At 69.1% G+C, this 16,564-nt stretch carries 11 protein-coding genes; 5 read left to right on the plus strand and 6 right to left on the minus strand.

The features are described from left to right. Positions 1-20 precede the first annotated feature (20 nt). From HWX87_RS20925 to HWX87_RS20950, 6 genes are read right to left on the minus strand one after another with little or no spacing between them, the layout of a single operon-like run. Positions 21-2,297 (minus strand): tetratricopeptide repeat protein, encoded by a 2,277-nt coding sequence (locus HWX87_RS20925; RefSeq protein ID WP_176048971.1) that lies wholly within the window; start codon positions 2,295-2,297, stop codon positions 21-23. Further along, positions 2,294-4,780 carry a tetratricopeptide repeat protein gene (locus tag HWX87_RS20930; protein ID WP_176048972.1) on the minus strand — a complete coding sequence of 829 codons (2,487 nt, stop codon included), beginning with the start codon at positions 4,778-4,780 and terminating at the stop codon, positions 2,294-2,296. The genes HWX87_RS20925 and HWX87_RS20930 overlap by 4 nt, the downstream gene beginning before the upstream one ends. Further along, positions 4,777-7,281 (minus strand): tetratricopeptide repeat protein, encoded by a 2,505-nt coding sequence (locus HWX87_RS20935; RefSeq protein WP_176048975.1) that lies wholly within the window; start codon positions 7,279-7,281, stop codon positions 4,777-4,779. Before HWX87_RS20935 ends, HWX87_RS20930 begins: the two co-directional genes overlap by 4 nt. 12 nt (positions 7,282-7,293) lie before the next feature. Then, positions 7,294-8,499, minus strand: a complete 1,206-nt coding sequence (locus HWX87_RS20940; protein ID WP_176048976.1) for a class I SAM-dependent methyltransferase — start codon at positions 8,497-8,499, stop codon at positions 7,294-7,296. After that, a complete protein-coding gene (locus HWX87_RS20945; protein WP_176048978.1) occupies positions 8,496-9,437 on the minus strand; it encodes a UDP-glucuronic acid decarboxylase family protein in 942 nt (313 codons plus the stop codon). The genes HWX87_RS20940 and HWX87_RS20945 overlap by 4 nt, the downstream gene beginning before the upstream one ends. Next, the gene (locus tag HWX87_RS20950; protein ID WP_176048980.1) at positions 9,434-11,233 is read right to left on the minus strand and encodes a tetratricopeptide repeat protein; all 1,800 of its coding nucleotides are present in this window, start codon (positions 11,231-11,233) and stop codon (positions 9,434-9,436) included. The genes HWX87_RS20945 and HWX87_RS20950 overlap by 4 nt, the downstream gene beginning before the upstream one ends. Before the next feature lie 557 nt (positions 11,234-11,790). Between HWX87_RS20950 and HWX87_RS20955 the strand changes: the two genes are divergently transcribed. The 5 genes from HWX87_RS20955 to rffA all read left to right on the plus strand — a co-directional run bounded on the left by HWX87_RS20955 (position 11,791) and on the right by rffA (position 16,559). Beyond that, entirely contained in the window at positions 11,791-12,576 is a 786-nt protein-coding gene (locus HWX87_RS20955) for a class I SAM-dependent methyltransferase (protein ID WP_176048982.1), read from the plus strand. Next, positions 12,573-13,958 carry an FAD-binding oxidoreductase gene (locus tag HWX87_RS20960; protein ID WP_176048983.1) on the plus strand — a complete coding sequence of 462 codons (1,386 nt, stop codon included), beginning with the start codon at positions 12,573-12,575 and terminating at the stop codon, positions 13,956-13,958. The genes HWX87_RS20955 and HWX87_RS20960 overlap by 4 nt, the downstream gene beginning before the upstream one ends. A 5-nt stretch (positions 13,959-13,963) precedes the next feature. Beyond that, positions 13,964-14,671: a WbqC family protein gene (locus HWX87_RS20965; RefSeq protein ID WP_176048985.1), complete on the plus strand. Its 708-nt coding sequence runs from the start codon at positions 13,964-13,966 to the stop codon at positions 14,669-14,671. Positions 14,672-14,681: 10 nt separating this feature from the next. Continuing rightward, positions 14,682-15,332 (plus strand): class I SAM-dependent methyltransferase, encoded by a 651-nt coding sequence (locus HWX87_RS20970; RefSeq protein WP_176048987.1) that lies wholly within the window; start codon positions 14,682-14,684, stop codon positions 15,330-15,332. Positions 15,333-15,398: 66 nt separating this feature from the next. Beyond that, positions 15,399-16,559 carry a dTDP-4-amino-4,6-dideoxygalactose transaminase gene (rffA, locus tag HWX87_RS20975; protein ID WP_176048988.1) on the plus strand — a complete coding sequence of 387 codons (1,161 nt, stop codon included), beginning with the start codon at positions 15,399-15,401 and terminating at the stop codon, positions 16,557-16,559. Positions 16,560-16,564 lie beyond the last annotated feature (5 nt).

Genomic DNA, 16,564 nt, shown 5'->3' on the forward strand with positions numbered 1-16,564 from the left:
CCCCGGGTGCCGCGCTTGCGCTATTGCGCGGCGAGCGCCGACTGTTCGACCGCCGCGGCATGCATCTGCCCGAACGCCGTTTCGAGGTGACGGGCGAAGCGCGGCGCATCGCACAGCGGCGAGCGCAGCAGCCGCTCGCGCAGCCCGCCCCGTACGGCTGCCAGGCGCGGCAGGTCCTGCGCGAACGCAGCCGCCTTCGCGACGTAGTCGTCGTCGCCGTCCGCGATCCATTCGGGCATGTCGAGCGTATGCAGGATGCTTTCGCCGATATGCGACAGGAAGCGGTCGCCGCGCCGCGTGACGAACGGCGCGCCCATCCACAGCCCCTCCATGCTCGTCGTGCCGCCCGGATACGGAAACGGGTCGAGCACGATGTCGATGTCGTTGAACGTGCCGATGTGCGCGAGCCGCTTCGACCCGCCGCGCAGCAGCAGGCGTTCGGCCGCAATGCCGTGCGCGGCAAAACGCGCGGCGAGACTCGTGCGCAGCGCCGCCTCGTCGAGCTGCGCCGATTTGAGCAGCAGGCGCGAGCCCGGCACCGCGTGCAACACGCGCGCCCACAGCGCGACGACCGGCTCGCCGAGCTTGTTCGCGTTGTTCAGGCAACCGAACGTCACGCACCCGTTTCCTTCGGCCGGCAACGGCCCGACATCGAGCGGCAACGCGGGCGGCGTGAAGCACAGATAGCTGTCCGGCAGCCGCCACGGTCGTTCGACGAAATGCGGCGCCTCGTCGGCCGGCAGCACGTAGCGATCGCCGATCACGTAATCGATCGCCGCGACGCCCGTCGTCGCGAAATAACCGAGCCAGGTCGCCTGCACCGGCGCCGGCTTCCACGCGAACAACGGCAGCCGGTTCGACGCGGTGTGGCCGCTCAGGTCGACCAGCACGTCGATGCGGTCGGCCGCGATCAGATCGGCGGCCGCGCGGTCGTCGAGCGGCGTGAGGTCGCGCCATAGCGCGAAGTGGCGCTTGAGCGCCGCGGTCGTGTCGTCCTCGACCGGCTGCGTCGCGTAGGCCGCCAGTTCGACGCGCGACGGATCGAGCGCCGCGACGACACTCAGCAGGAACACCGCGACCGGATGCGATTTCAGGTCGCCGGAGACGAAGCCGACGCGCAACGCGCGCCCGTTCGCCGGCCGCGGTGCGTGGCGATGCGGCGCCGCCTGCGCCGCCATCTGCGCGCCGAACGCGCATGCTCGCTCGCGCAGTTGCGCCGGCGACAGCCGGTCGGTGCCGGCGGCGTGGAACATGCGGCCCGAGTGTGCGTTGCGGAACGCCGGATCGAGGTCGAGCGCGCGATCGTAGCTCGCGAGCCCGGCATCGAGGTGCCACAGCGCACAGAGGATGTCGCCCATCACCGCGTGCATCTGCGCGGTCGGGTTCGGCAGCGACAGCGCGATGCGGCAGCTGTCGAGCGCCTCGCGCCGTTTGCCCTGCCGCGCGAGCGTCTGCGCCAGATGGTGATGCAGTTCGGCGCGATCGGGCGCGACCGCCAGCGCGCGACGCAGGCTCGCCACCGCACCGTCGAGATCGCCCGCACGATCGAGCGCGGCCGCGAGACCGAACAGCCGGTCGACGTCGCCCGATTCCGCCGCGCACGCGAGGCTGGCGATCGCGGCATCGAGTTCGCCGCGCTCCAGCAGCAGCATGCCCAGCGCGTAATGCGCTGCGTGCAGGCCCGGCTGCAGCGCGATCGCACGATGGTAGTGCGCAATCGCGTCGTCGTGCCGGCGTTGCGCGCCGCACACGTTGCCCAGGTTGAAGCAGGCTTCCGCATAGGCGGGATCGAGCGCGATCGCCTTCTCGTACGCGCGCGCCGCGGCATCCGCTTCGCCCTTGTCCCGCAGCGCGTTGCCGAGATTGTTGTAGGCCGGCGCGTAGTCGGGCCGCAGCGCGAGCGCCTGTGCGCAGCTCAGCATCGCGGCATCGGGGTCGTGCGCGTCGCGCAGCGCGTTGCCGAGGTTGCTGTGCGCTTCCGCATAGCCGGGCGCGAGCGCGATCGCGCGGCGGTAGGCATCGATCGCGTCGTCGAGCCGGCCGTGCGCACGCAGCATGTTGCCGAGGTTGTTCAGGTAGACGGGATCGGCGCGCAGCGCGATCGCGCGCTCCATCAGCGCGAGGCCCGCCGGAAACTGGCCGAGCTGACACGCGAGCAGCCCGAGGAAATGCGTCGCGTCCGGCTGGTCGGGCGCATCGCGGCGGATCGCCTCGTACAGCACGCGCGCATCGTCGAGACGCCCGGCCTGGTGGTGCGCGAGCGCCGCGTTCAACCGTTCCGCGACGAGGCCCGTCATGCGCGCGGCTCCGTCGTGTCGCCGGCCGCGTAGCGATCCCACATCCCGTGGAACGCATCCTCTAGATTGCGTGCGAACCGCGCGGCATCGCACAGCGGCGACGCCAGCGTGCGCTCGCGCAGCGTCGCGCGCAACGTGGCCAGCGCGTCGCGATCCTGAGCGAACGCGATGGCCTTGGCAAGATACGTGGTTTCGTCGTCGGCGATCCAGTCGCCCATGCCCGCCGCATGCAGCAGGCTCTCGCAGATGTGCGTGACGAAGCGCCCGCCCTTCATCCCGATCACCGGCACGCCCATCCACAGCGCTTCGGCCGTCGTCGTGCCGCCCGGGTACGGGAACGGGCTCAGCGCGATGTCGATCCGGTTGTACGCGGCGAAGTATTCCGCGCGCGGCGAACCGGCCTCGAGGATCAGCCGGCTCGCGTCGATGCCGTGCCGCGCGAAGCGCGCGCGCGTCGCCTCGTTCAGGTCGCCCGCGCCAAGCTCGTGCGCCTTCAGCAGCAGGCGCGCATCGGGCAGCGCCTGCAGCAGCCGCGACCACAATGCGACGACGTCGTCGCTGATCTTCGTGAGCTTGCCGAAACAGCCGAACGTCACGCCGCCGTTCGCCGCCATCGGCAGCGGGCCGACCGGCACGTCGTAGGCCGGCGGCGTGAAGCACAGGTAGCTGTCCGGCAGCCGCCACGGCGCCTCGACGAAGTGATCGGCCTCGTCGGCCGGCAGCGTGTACGCGTCGCCGACGAAATAGTCGATTGCGCGGCAACCCGTCGTCGCGAAAAAGCCGAGCCAGCTCGCCTGCACCGGCGCGGGCCGGTGCGCGAAGATCGGCAGCCCGCTCCAGTTCGTGTGCCCGGCCAGGTCGACGAGCACGTCGATGCCGTCGTCGCGAATCATCTGCGCCGCCTGGTCGCGGTTCATGCAGGTCAGTTTCTTCCAGCTCGCGAAGGCGGGCTTCAGCCGCGCCGTCACGTCGTCCTCGACCACGAAGGTCACGTACGCATGCGGCTCGATGCGCGTGCGATCGAGATGCGCGAGCACGCTTTCGAGAAAGATGCCGACCGGGTGCTGGCGCAGGTCGCCCGAGACGAAGCCGACCCGCAGCGGGCGGCCGCGCGCGTGCTGCACGCGCTGCGCGCGATCGTGATCGAACGGCTGCACGTCACGCGCCAGGCAATCGCCGTAGCGGTGCGCTTCGACCACCCAGTCGCGCGGCTCGAACGCCGCCGAACTCGACATGTTGAACAGCAGGCGCGCATACGCGCGATGCGGGTCGTGCTCGATGGCTTCGCGGAAGGCCGCGACGGCGCCCGCGAAGTCGCGTTTCGCCCAGCGGATGTCGCCAAGCGTCAGCTGGATCTTCACCGGATCGATGCCGAGTTCCTGTGCGATCCGGTATTCGTCCATCGCCTCGTCGAGCTTGTCGAGGCGGAACAGCGCGGCGGCGAGGTTGTGGTGCGCGTCGGCATCGTCCGGGTTCAGGTCGATCGCGTGGCGATGGCTGAGCTCCGCGGCCGCCATCCGGTCGAGGTTGTGATACGCGAGACCGAGAAAGTTGTACGCGTCCGCCAGGTCGGGATCGAGTTCGATCGCGCGCCGGCACAGGTGCACGGACGCCTCGTATTCACCCTGCTGGCAACGCAGCTCGCCGAGCCGGGCCCAGGCCGGCGCATGGCGCGGATCGATTTCGCACGCGCGCTCGAACAACTGCGCGGCGCCGTCGAAATCGTTGATGCTGCGCAACGAGATGCCGAGCGCGCAATGCGCTTCGGCGTCGTCCGGCTCGAGGCCGGCGCGCGCATGCGCGAGCGCGCCGTCGAAATCGCCGGTCGCCCGCAGCGCGGCGCCCAGCCCGCGTTGCGCGACGCGCAGCGCGGGATTCAGCTCGATCGCGCGGCGGTAGTGCGTGATCGCTTCCACGTGCTTTTCCTGCGCGCGCAGCACGTTGCCGAGGTTGCTGTGCGCTTCCGCATACGCAGGGTGGAACGCGATCGCCTTGCCGTAACTGGCCGCGGCCGCGTCGTGTTCACCGAGATCCTGCAGCACGTTGCCGAGGTTGTTGTACGCCTCTGCATAACCGGGGCGCAGCTCGATCGCACGCGAGCAGCTCGCCATCGCCTCGGCCGGATCGCGCGCGTCGCGCAGCGCGTTGCCGAGGTTGTTGTGCGCCTCCGGAAACTCGGGACGCAGCGTCACCGCGCGGCGGTAATGCGCGATCGCATCGTCGAGCCGGCCGCATTCGCGCAGCATGTTGCCGAGGTTGTTGAAGTACGACGCGTCCGGCCGCGCCGCGAGCGAGCGCTCCATCAGCGCGAGGCCCGCGTCGTACTGCTTCAGCTGGCAGGCGAGCAGCCCGAGGAAATGCATCGCGTCGGGCTGGCCCGGCTGCGCGGCGAGGATCGCGTCGTACAGCGCCTTCGCGTCCGCGAGACGGCCGGCCTGGTGATGCGCCAGCGCGCGTTGCAGGGTGTCGTTGATGTCGTTCATGCTGCGTGTGCCGTTTCCGTATAGCGTGCCCACATGCCGTGGAATGCGTCTTCGAGATGGTGCGCGAAACGCGCCGCGTCGCAGAGCGGCGACGCGAGCAGCCGGGCCCGCAAATCCGTGCGCAGCGCCGCCAGCCGCGCACCGTCGGCCGCCGCCGCGACCGCCTTCTCGACGTAGTCGTCTTCGTCGCGGGCGATCCAGTCGTTCATGCCCGCCGCATGCAGCAGGCTCTCGCAGATGTGCGTGACGAAGCGCGTGCCCCGCATGCCGAGGACCGGCACGCCCATCCACAGCGCCTCGGCCGTCGTCGTGCCGCCCGGGTACGGGAACGGGCTCAGCGCGATGTCGATCCGGTTGTACGCGGCGAAGTATTCCGCGCGCGGCGACGCGGGTTCGAACGCAAGCCGGCTCGCGTCGATCCCGTGCCGCGCGAAGCGCGCGGCGGTCGCGTCGCGCACGGCCGCGTGTTCGAGTTCGCGCGCCTTCAGCAGCAGCCGGGCCGACGGCAGCGCGTGCAGCACGCGCGACCACACGCGCACGACGTCGTCGCCGAGCTTCACCAGCTTGCCGAAGCAGCCGAACGTCACGCCGCCGTTGGCCGCCATCGGCAACGGGCCGACCGGCACGTCATCGGCCGGCGGCGTGAAGCACAGGTAGCTGTCCGGCAGCCGCCACGGCGCCTCGACGAAATGATGGCCTTCACTTTCCGGCAACGTATGCGCGTCGCCGATGAAGTAGTCGATCGCATCGCACCCCGTCGACGCGAAGAAGCCGAGCCAGCTCGCCTGGACCGGTGCGGGCTTCCAGCCGAATGCGGCCAGCCCGCTCGCCTGCGTGTGACCGGCGAGATCGACGAGCACGTCGATGCCGTCGTCGTGAATCGTGCGCGCGGCCGCCTGCGGGTCGAGCGCAGCGATCGAGCGCCAGACGGCCGCATGCGGCTTGAGCCGCGCGGTGACCGCGTCTTCTTCGTCCGACGTCGCATAGACGTGCGGCGCGACACGTGTGCGATCGAGCTGCGCAAACACGCTTTCGAGAAAGATCCCGACCGGATGCAGGCGCAGGTCGCCCGACACGAAGCCGACGCGCAACGGGCGGTGCCGCGCGCGCACCGCGCGTTCGCGCACGTCGTGCGAATAGCGCGTCGACCGGGCCGCCAGATGCCGGCCATAGCGAAGCGCGTCGTTCAGGTAATCGGCGGGCGGCACGCTCGCCGAGGCGGCCGACGCGAACAGCAGGCGGCTCAGCACGTCGGCCGCGCCCTCGTCGGCATCGTCGCGCACCAGCGCAAGCGCGTCGCGGTACGCCGGCACGGCGGCGTCGACGTTGCCCTGGCCGCGCAGGATGTCGCCGAGATTCACGTGCATCGCCGCGCTCGGGCGGCCGGCCGCCAGCGCCTGCCGGCAATACGCGAGCGCGTCGTCGTGCCGCTCGCGCTTGAGCAGCACGACCGACAGGTTGTGGGCGGTACCGGCGTCATCCCGGTTCAGCGCGAGTGCGGTGCGGTAGCTCGCCTCCGCCGCGTCGAGATCGTTCAGGCCGTGATACGCGTTGCCGGCGTGGTTGTAGGCATCGGCAAGACCGGGCGCCAGCCGGATCGCATGCTGCGCTTGCAGCAAGGCATCCGCGTAACGTGCCTGGCGGCGCAGCACGCCGCTCAGGTTCGCATGCGCGACCGCCATCGATGGATCGCGTTCGATTGCGCACCCATAGTGCGACGCGGCGCCGTCGAAGTCGCCCGCATCGCGCAGCACGCCGGCCAGGTTGTTGTGCAGGTTCGCGTCGCCGGGTTCGGCAGCGAGGGCGGCACGCAGCACCTGCGCGGCTTCGCCGGGTTCCCCGACCGCCCACAGTGACAGGCCGAGACCATGACGCGCGGCCGGCAGGGCAGGACTCAGCTCGAGTGCGCGGCGGTAGTGCGTGATCGCTTCCGTATGCTTTTCCTGCGCGCGCAGCACGTTGCCGAGGTTGCTGTGCGCTTCCGCATACGCGGGGTGAAACGCGATCGCCTTGCCGTAACTGGCCGCGGCCGCATCGTATTCACCGAGATCCTGCAGCACGTTGCCGAGGTTGTTGTACGCCTCGGCATAACCGGGACGCAGCTCGATCGCGCGCGAGCAGCTCGCCATCGCCTCGGCCGGATCGCGCGCGTCGCGCAGCGCGTTGCCGAGGTTGTTGTGCGCCTCCGGAAACTCCGGACGCAGCGCCACCGCGCGGCGGTAATGCGCGATCGCGTCGGCCAGCCGCCCGCATTCGCGCAGCATGTTGCCGAGGTTGTTGAAGTACGACGCGTCCGGCCGCGCCGCGAGCGAGCGCTCCATCAGCGCGAGGCCCGCGTCGTACTGCTTCAGCTGGCAGGCGAGCAGGCCGAGGAAATGCATCGCGTCGGGCTGGCCCGGCTGCGCGGCGAGGATCGCGTCGTACAGCGCCTTCGCGTCCGCGAGACGGCCGGCCTGGTGATGCGCGAGCGCCGCCTGCAGCTGCGGTTCGATCGACTCCATCGCGTGTGCCGCTCAATACGGATGCGGTTCGCGCCCGAAGTCGATCAGCCGGCCTTCGTGCTCGATCATCACGGTCGCGGCCGCGATCCCTTCGCGCGACATCTCGGCGACGATGTCGCGTGCGCGCCATTGCGTCGGGATGATGATCACGTCGGCCGGCGCCGCTTTCAGCGCGTCGCGGAATTCGATCTTCTGGCCCGTGCCCGGCACGTAGGTGCCGACCTTGTCGGGATCGGAATCGACGACGAGCGGAAAGCGCGCGGCATCGGCGTCGAAGTGGTGGATGAACGCGGCGGCCTTGCCGGTGCCGCCCCAGATCGCGACGCGCCGCCCCGATTCGGCCAGCGCGGCGAGCTGCCCCGCGATCGCCACACGGTGCTCGACCGTGCGGGCCGCGAACCGAGTCGACGCATCGGCGCGTTCGCGCGCCTGCGCGGGCACGCCGAGCCGCACCAGCGCATAGACGACTTCGCCGTCGTAGCCGTGCGCGAGCGTGACGACCTCGCCCGCGCGCGCCATCAGCGTGCGGAACGACTCCGTCGTGAATTGCGACACGTGCTCGTAGAAGAAATCGGCGAGGCGCTCGGTTTCGAATACGCGGTCGATGCACGGCACTTCCGCGAACAGCCAGCAGGCGTTCGGCTGGCTCGCCGCGCCCCATGCGAGCTGCTCGACGAGCTTCGCGGGTTCGGTCAGGTGTTCGAGCACGTGGCGGATGACGATCGCATCGGGCCGGAAGGCCGGCATGTCCGCGAGCGGCTCGAACAGCCGCGCATGGAACTCGATGCCGTGGCCGGTGCCCGCGCTCGCATTCGGATCGAAGCCGGCAAAGCGGCCGCCGCGGCTCGCCTCGGCGAGCCCGCGCACGAAATGCCCTTCGCCGCAGCCGATCTCGACGACGGCCGGTTCGGCCGGCAGCGCACCGAGCAGCAGGTCGCGCGTGGCGGCGAGATGGCCTTTCCAGATCCCGCCGCTGTTGAACATCCGGTTCGGGTTGCTCTGATACGGAATCGCGTCGTAGCTGAAGCGGTGGTTCCACACGTGCGAGCAGCGCGGGCACTGGACGAAGTCGAGCGCATGGCGCGGCAGCCGGCGCGCCGCTTCGGCGGACGCAGGCCAGGCGAGCGTCGCGAGCGTGCGCTCGCCGGCCGAGAAGAACGGTGCGGCAACGGTGTGCGCGCAGGCGGGGCAGGTGGCGTCGATCAGTTCGGGGTTCATGCATTCACCTGTTTGCGGAAATAGGCGATCGTTTCCTTCAGGCCGTCCTCGAGCGCGATGCCGGGCTGCCAGTCGAGGCGCTGGCGCGCGCGGCCGATGTCGGGGCGGCGCTGCAGCGGATCGTCGGCCGGCAGCGGGCGATATTCGATGCGGCTTTTCGAGCCCGTGAGCCGCAGCACGCATTCGGCCAGCTCGCGGATCGTGATCTCGCTCGGGTTGCCGAGGTTCATCGGGCCGGTGTCGTCGTCCTGGTCCATCATGCGCAGCAGGCCTTCGACGAGATCGTCGACGTAGCAGAACGAGCGCGTCTGGCTGCCGTCGCCGTAGAGCGTGATCGGTTCGCCGCGCAGCGCCTGCATGATGAAGTTCGACACGACGCGCCCGTCGTCGGCGCGCATGCGCGGGCCGTAGGTGTTGAAGATCCGCACCACGCGGATGTCGACGCCGTGCTGCCGGTGATAGTCGAAGAACAGCGTCTCGGCGCAGCGCTTGCCTTCGTCGTAGCACGCGCGCGGCCCGTTCGGATTGACGTTGCCCCAGTAGCTTTCCTGCTGCGGATGTTGCTGCGCGTCGCCGTACACCTCGCTCGTCGACGCCTGCAAAATGCGCGCGCCGCAGCGCTTCGCGAGGCCGAGCATGTTGATCGCGCCAAGCACGGCCGTCTTCACCGTCGATACGGGATCGCTCTGGTAATGCACCGGGCTCGCCGGGCACGCCATGTTGAACACGCGGTCGGCTTCGACGTAGAGCGGCAGCCACACGTCGTGGCGGATCAGCTCGAAATTGACGTGCCCCATCAGGTGCGCGACGTTGTGCTTGCTGCCCGTGTAGAAGTTGTCGACGCACATCACGTCGTAGCCGGCGCCGACGAGGCGCTCGCACAGGTGCGAGCCGAGAAAGCCCGCGCCGCCGGTGATGAGGACCGACTGGCCGTTCACGATGCGGCTCCCGGCGCGGCCTCGACGTGGCGCGCCCACATCGCGTGCAGCGCGTCCTCGAAATGGCGCGCGAAGCGGGGCGCGTCGCACAGCGGCGCGGCGAGCACCTGCGCGCGCAGCGTCGTGCGCAGCACGGCCAGCTCGGCCGGGTTGCGTGCGAACGCGACGGCTTTCGCGACGTATGCGTCGTCATCGTCGTCGGCGATCCATTCCGGCAGGCGCGCCGCGTGCAGCAGGCTTTCGCAGATGTGCGACAGGAACCGTGCGCCGCGGCGGCCGAGCACCGGCACGCCCATCCACAGCGCTTCGGCCGTCGTCGTGCCGCCCGGGTACGGGAACGGGCTCAGCATCAGGTCGACGCGCCGGTACGCGGCGAGGTATTCGTCGCGCGGCGAGCGGCCTTCGAACACCAGGCGCGCCGCGCCGATGCCGTGCGCCGCGAAGCGGGCCTGCAGCGCGTCCTGCTCGCGCGGGTCGTCGAGATGCGGCGCCTTCACGAACAGCTTCGCTTTCGGCACGTCGGCCAGCACGCGCGACCACACCGCGATCACGCGGTCGGTGAGCTTCGCGAGCTTGCCGAAATAGCCGAAGGTCGGATAACCGTTCGCGAGCATCGGCAACGGGCCGGCGTCGAGCTCGACGGCCGGCGGCGTGAAGCACAGGTAGCTGTCGGGCAGATGCCACGCGCGTTCGACGAAATGCGCGGCCTCGTCGGCCGGCATCACGTAGCGGTCGCCGAGCACGTAGTCGATCGCGCGCATGCCGGTACTCGCGAAATAGCCGGGCCAGCTCACCTGCAGCGGCGCGGGCTTCCATGCGAACAGCGGCAGGCGGTTGTGGATCGTGTGGCCCGACGCGTCGATCAGCACGTCGATGCGATCGTCGCGAATCCGCGCGGCCGCGGCTTCGTCACCGATGCCCGCGAGGCTGGTCCACGACGCGCAGCGCTGCTTGAGGCGCGCTGTGACGTCGTCCTCGACGTCGCGCGTCGGATACGCATGCAGTTCGATGCGCGCGCCGTTCAGGTGCGCGAGCATCCCTTCGATGAAATAGCCGACCGGGTGCGACTTCAGGTCGCCCGACACGATGCCGACGCGCAGCGGCCGGCCGATGCGCGCGGTCAGGTCGACGAGCCACGTCGACCACGGCTGCGCGCGGCCGGTGACGAGCGCGTCGAAGCGGGCCGCTTCGTCGAGATACGCGCGCTGGTCGAACGCATCGCTGTAGTGATACGCGAACAGCAGGTTGCTGCGCGGCTCGGGCAGCTCGGGACGCAGCGCGACCGCGTGCTGGTACGCCTCGAGCGCGGCCGGGATCTCGTTCAGGTCGAGCAGCGCGTTGCCGAGATTGTTGTACGCCTGTCCGTGGTCGGGCTGCAGCGCGATCGCCTGGCAGAACGCTTCGACGGCCGCGCGCGCGTTGCCCGCGAGCCGCTGCGCGTTGCCGAGGTTGTTGTACGCGTCGATGTAATTGGGCCGCAGCTCGATCGCGAGACGGAAGCACTCGGCCGCCGCGGCCGGGCGGTTGTGCGCCTGCATCACGTTGCCGAGGTTGTAGTAGTAGATCCCGTCGGGCTTGATCTCGATCGCCGCCATGATCAGTTCGGACGCCTCCTGATAGCGCCCGTACTGGTGACCGATCAGGCCGAGCAGGTGCAGCGCGTCCGCGTGCCGCGGGTCGGCGTCGAGGAGTTGCCGGTACAGCGTCTCGGCTTCTTCGAGTCGGTCGGCCTGGTGCAGCGCCAGCGCCGCTTCGATCGTGGCGACGGGGGAGTCGGGCAGCGTGAGATCAGTCATCGTGGTAAGCCAGCCTGGGTTCGATAGGGGCGCGCGCACCGGCGCGCAGGCCGGCACGTGATCGCGAAGGCACGCACCGGAAGATGCCGGGCGGCATGCGGGCGGACGGCCTTCGACATGCCAGCATTCTCGGCGCGCGCACGCCGTTCCAATCGGCGGAGCAGGTGCCGGATTTGGTCGCTTTTCATGTGACCGCACGGGCGGCCGCTTGACGCCGGTCAAGGTTGCGGTTCGGCCAATAGGAGCGCGGAATTCCGGCCTCGACGCGCGGCCTCGTATCGGTGCCGGATCGCGCCGGGCCGCATCGCGTAACGGTTTGCGTCGTTGCCGCAGCAGGCGGATGTCGCGCCCGCCCGGCCGCCCGACGCGGCGGCATCCGTCGAAATGCGGGGTGAAACGGCCCGCTAATCCGCCATTCGATCCGGGCGCGGATCGATAGACTCGGGCACAGACTTGGAGGCGTCCACCGCGCGGACGATCGCGCAGGGCGCAAGCCGCTTGCCGGCCCGCGGCTGGGGATGCCCTCGAATCCACCCTCAGCGCCTGGAGCCATGTGTATGCACGAGTCCTCAATCATCTCCAACTCGAACGACGACCAGCTCGCCGCGCGGCGCGAACTGTTCGACCTGATGCAGACCTATCCTGCGACGCAAGAGGAACTCGAACGCTCGCTCGGCCTGTTCGTGCGCGGCTCGCTGCTCGCGCGGATTCTCGCGACGTTCGAGGTCTACGAGCAGATCGTGCCGTTGCCCGGCTCGATCCTCGACCTCGGCACCTGGCGTGGGCAGACCGCCGTGCTGTGCGAGAACTTCCGCGCGATCCTCGAGCCGCTGAATTTCCAGCGCCGGATCCACGCATTCGATACGTTCACCGGTTACGCGGGCTTCTCCGACAACGATTCGCGCGATCGCAAGCTGTTCTCCGACGGCACGTACTCGCTCGCCGGCGACTACGCGGACCTGTTGCGCAACCTGCTGTCGCTGCACGAACGCAACAACGCGATGGGCCACGTGAACGGCAAGCACCACGTATGGGAAGGCGACTGCCGCGAAACGCTCGCCGCCTACGAGGAAGCGCATCCCGGCGAGCCGGTCGCGCTCGCGTGGTTCGACCTGAATGTGCCGGGGCCGACGCGCCATGCGTTCGAGACCGTGATGAAGCGGCTCGTGCCGGGCGGCGTGGTCGCGTTCTGGCAACTCACGCGCGGCGGCCAGACGCCGGCCGAAGGGATCCACTACGTGCGCGAGCTGCTCGGCAAGTACCCGCACCGGATCCACAAGGCGAAGTCGTATCCGTCGTTGTGCTATCTGACGTTCCCGGAAGGCGGCGGGGTGCGCCCATGAAGATCGCGATCCTCGGCAACGGCATCCTCGGGCTGATGACGGCCCGTGCCTGGCAGCGCGCCGAGCCGGGTATCGAGCTCGTCGTCGTCGGTCCCGCGCAGCGCCCGGGTTCGGCGACGCGTGCGGCTGCCGCGATGCTCAACTCGTTCACCGAACTGGAAGGCGATTCGCTCGGCACGCCGCTCGACCGCTTCAAGTTCGAACTGAGCCGCGCGGCGACCGCCGCCTGGCCCGACGTGTTCGCCGAGATCTGCACGCCGGCGCACGCGGTCGCGCACGGCTTCGGTACCTACGTGCTCAACAACGCGGCCACCGACGCGCTCGACGACGAGAACTTCGCGGCGATGCGACGCTTCTGTCGCGAATTCGAGGAGCCGTGCGAGGCCGTCGATCCGGCCAGCATTCCGAACTATCACCCGCATCCGCAGTTCCGCGCACTGAACGCGGTGTATCTGAGGCGCGAAGGCTGGACGAACCCGAAACAGTTTCTCGATGCGCTCCAGGCCAGCGTGGCCGCGGCCGGCCATGTCACGTTCGTTTCCGCCGAAGTCGAGCGTATCGACGTCGCGAGCGGGCGCGTGACCGGCGCCCGGCTGAGCGACGGCTCGACGGTCGAGGCCGACCGCTTCGTGCTCTGCAACGGCGCGAACCTGACGCGCGTGCTGCAGGCGAGCCTGCCGGAGTTGCCGGTGCAACGGCTGTTCTACGGCATCGGCATGTCGATCGAACTCCAGAGCAGCGAGAACGTGCACACGCACTGCGTGCGCACGACCAATCGCGGCCTCGCATGCGGCGTCTATTCGGCACCGTACGGCCCCGACCGCACGCTCGTCGGCGCCAGCAACTACATCAGCCCGGTGCCGCACGAGCACGGGCATGCAGGCAGCGCGTACACGTTGCTCAAATCCGCGATGGACCAGATCAACACGCGTTTCTCGCGCGCGAACCTCGTCAACGTCAACGTCGGCTGGCGGCCGACGACGTCCGATCTCTATCCGCTGATCGGCGCAACCAGCGTGCGCGACCTGTGGATTCTGGGCGGCACCAAGCGCGACGGCTTTCACCTGTCGCCGGTCCTGTGCCGCGACCTCGTCGCGGCGATGCGCGGCCAGCCGATCGATCCGCGTTACGCGGACCTCGCGCCGGAGCGGCCGTTGATCCGCAACCTGTCGCGCGAAGCGGCGATCGCCAAGACGGTCCGCCACCAGATCAACGCGGCGTACCAGCACGACTTCGTCCCCGCGCGCAATCGCATGGTCGAACAGCTCGAACGCGCGAGCCGCGCGGATCTCGAAGCGCTGCACGACCGGCTCGGCGCGACGGACTGGGGCATTCCGCCCGAACTCGTCGACATGTACCGGTACGGTCACATCCCGGCCTGAGCGACATGAATCCGCAGCCGAAGCGCATCGCGATCGTCCAGTCGAACTACATCCCTTGGAAGGGCTACTTCGACCTGATCGCCGCGACCGATGAATTCATCCTGTACGACGACGCGCAGTACACGCGGCGCGACTGGCGCAACCGCAACCAGATCAAGACGCCGCAGGGCGTGCAGTGGCTGACCGTGCCGGTCAAGGTGAAAGGCCGCTATCACCAGAGCATCCGCGACACCGAGATCGACGGTACGCAATGGGCGGAGCAGCACTGGACGCGATTGCGGCAGAACTACGCGCGTGCGCCGCATTTCGCCCGATATGCGGAACAGCTCGAAGCGCTTTACCTGAACGGCCGGCACGACACGTTGAGCGCGCTGAACCTTGCGATGCTGGCATGGATCAACCAGCAGCTGGGCATCGCCACGCGCATTTCGTCGTCGTCCGATTACACGCTGGAAGGCGACCGCACCGACAAGCTGCTGAACCTCTGTCTCCAGGCCGGGGCGACTGAATACCTGTCGGGCCCCGCCGCGCGCGACTACCTCGACGAGAGCCGGTTCGCGGCCGAACGCGTCGCGGTGCGCTGGTTCGACTATCCGGCGTATCCCCCCTACGCGCAGCTGTGGGGCGAGTTCGTTCACGGCGTGACGGTGCTCGACGTGCTGTTTCATTGCGGCCCGGATGCGCGCCGGCATGTCGTGACCGGCCGAACCTGAGGACCACGCGATGCACGATTCCCGACACTCGAGCCTGCTGGCAGACGTCGCCGCCTATTACGGCGCGCGCCTGGCCGAGCACGGACAGACCGCGCGCGGCGTGGACTGGAACGGCGAGGACGGCCAGCGGCTGCGATTCGCACAGCTGACGAAAATCGTCGCGCCCGATGCCCACGGCTTTTCGGTCAACGATATCGGCTGCGGCTACGGCGCGCTGGTGGATTTTCTCGACGAGCACACGGCGGGGCGTCGTCACGTCTATGCGGGCAACGACGTGTCGCCCGAGATGGTCGACGCGGCGCGGCAACGTTATCGCGACCGCGCCAACGTGTCGTTTCACGTCGGCGACGCGCCGCTGGCGACCGCCGACTACGGCATTGCGTCGGGCATCTTCAACGTCCATCGCGGCCACGACGACGAGACGTGGCTCGACTACATCCACGCGACGCTCGACGTGCTGCACGCGACGAGCCGCCTCGGCTTCTCGTTCAACTGCCTGACGTCGTATTCCGATCCGCCGTTCATGCGTCCCGAACGGCTGTACTACGCCGATCCGTGCGCGCTGTTCGATCGCTGCAAGCGCCGCTACTCGCGGCACGTCGCGTTGCTGCACGACTACGGGCTGTACGAATTCACGCTGCTCGTCAGGAAGGACGGCTGAGCGCGCCCTCGCGCGAGCCGCCGCCCGTCGCCCGTCGCCCCTCATATGCCCCCGCGGAGTCCCGTCATGTTCGCTCCTCCCAATCTCGATCGCATTCCGTTCGGCCGGCCGTTCATCGTCGGCAAGGAGCTCTACTACATCGCGAAAGCGGTCGAACAGGGCGGACTCGCCGGCGACCAGGCGTTCACGAAGCTGTGTCACCAGTGGCTTGAAACGCGCATCGGCTGTCATCGCGCGCTGCTCACGCACTCTTGCACGGCCGCGCTGGAGATGGCCGCGATCCTCACCGACGTCGGCCCGGGCGACGAGGTGATCATGCCGTCCTACACGTTCGTGTCGACCGCCAACGCGTTCGCGTTGCGCGGCGCGACGCCCGTCTTCGTCGACATCCGTCCCGATACGCTGAACCTCGACGAGCAGCTCGTCGCGGCCGCGATCACCGAGCGCACGCGCGCGATCGTCCCGGTTCACTACGCGGGCGTGTCGTGCGACATGGACACGATCTCGCACCTCGCGGCCGATTACCGGCTGTGGGTCGTCGAGGACGCCGCGCAGGCGATCCAGTCGACCTGGAAGGGCAAGCCGCTCGGCAGCATCGGCCATCTCGCATGTCTCAGCTTCCATGAGACCAAGAACGTGATCGCCGGCGAAGGCGGTGCGCTGCTCGTCAACGACGAACGCCTCGTCGAGCGCGCGGAAATCGTCCGCGAGAAGGGCACGAACCGCAGCCAGTTCTTCCGCGGCCACGTGGACAAGTACACCTGGGTCGACGTCGGTTCGTCCTATCTGCCGGGCGAGCTGATCGCCGCGTTCCTGTATGCGCAGTTCGAGCACGCGGACGTGATCACCGCGCAGCGACGCGCGACCGTGAAACGCTATGAAGATGCGCTGCGGCCGCTGCACGACGCCGGGCACATCACGCTGCCCGCCACGCCGCTGAGCGAGCAGGGCAACGGCCACCTGTTCTATCTCCTCACGCGCAACCTCGCCGAGCGCACGGCGCTGCTCGAACGGATCCGCGACGCGGGCGTATTCGCCGTATTCCATTACGTGCCGCTGCACAGTTCGCCGGCGGGTTTGCGCTACGGCCGGTGCGGCTCCGGCATGCAGGTCACCGACAATGTCGCCGACCGGCTCGTGCGCCTGCCGCTGTACCACGCGATGAGCGAAGCGGAGCAGGATCGCGTCATCGAAGTGGTATCCGACTTCTACCGGGCCGGCGCATAACCGGC

The organism is Burkholderia sp. BCC1644, from assembly GCF_902833225.1.
Taxonomy (GTDB): domain Bacteria; phylum Pseudomonadota; class Gammaproteobacteria; order Burkholderiales; family Burkholderiaceae; genus Burkholderia.

Excerpts from the sequence above, each read along its gene's own strand:
- HWX87_RS20925 (WP_176048971.1), bottom strand. The coding sequence starts at position 2,297 with ATGACGGGCCTCGTCGCGGAACGGTTGAACGCGGCGCTCGCGCACCAC.
- HWX87_RS20930 (WP_176048972.1), bottom strand. The coding sequence starts at position 4,780 with ATGAACGACATCAACGACACCCTGCAACGCGCGCTGGCGCATCACCAG.
- HWX87_RS20935 (WP_176048975.1), bottom strand. The coding sequence starts at position 7,281 with ATGGAGTCGATCGAACCGCAGCTGCAGGCGGCGCTCGCGCATCACCAG.
- HWX87_RS20940 (WP_176048976.1), bottom strand. The coding sequence starts at position 8,499 with ATGAACCCCGAACTGATCGACGCCACCTGCCCCGCCTGCGCGCACACC.
- HWX87_RS20950 (WP_176048980.1), bottom strand. The coding sequence starts at position 11,233 with ATGACTGATCTCACGCTGCCCGACTCCCCCGTCGCCACGATCGAAGCG.
- HWX87_RS20955 (WP_176048982.1), top strand. The coding sequence starts at position 11,791 with ATGCACGAGTCCTCAATCATCTCCAACTCGAACGACGACCAGCTCGCC.
- HWX87_RS20960 (WP_176048983.1), top strand. The coding sequence starts at position 12,573 with ATGAAGATCGCGATCCTCGGCAACGGCATCCTCGGGCTGATGACGGCC.
- HWX87_RS20965 (WP_176048985.1), top strand. The coding sequence starts at position 13,964 with ATGAATCCGCAGCCGAAGCGCATCGCGATCGTCCAGTCGAACTACATC.
- HWX87_RS20970 (WP_176048987.1), top strand. The coding sequence starts at position 14,682 with ATGCACGATTCCCGACACTCGAGCCTGCTGGCAGACGTCGCCGCCTAT.
- rffA (WP_176048988.1), top strand. The coding sequence starts at position 15,399 with ATGTTCGCTCCTCCCAATCTCGATCGCATTCCGTTCGGCCGGCCGTTC.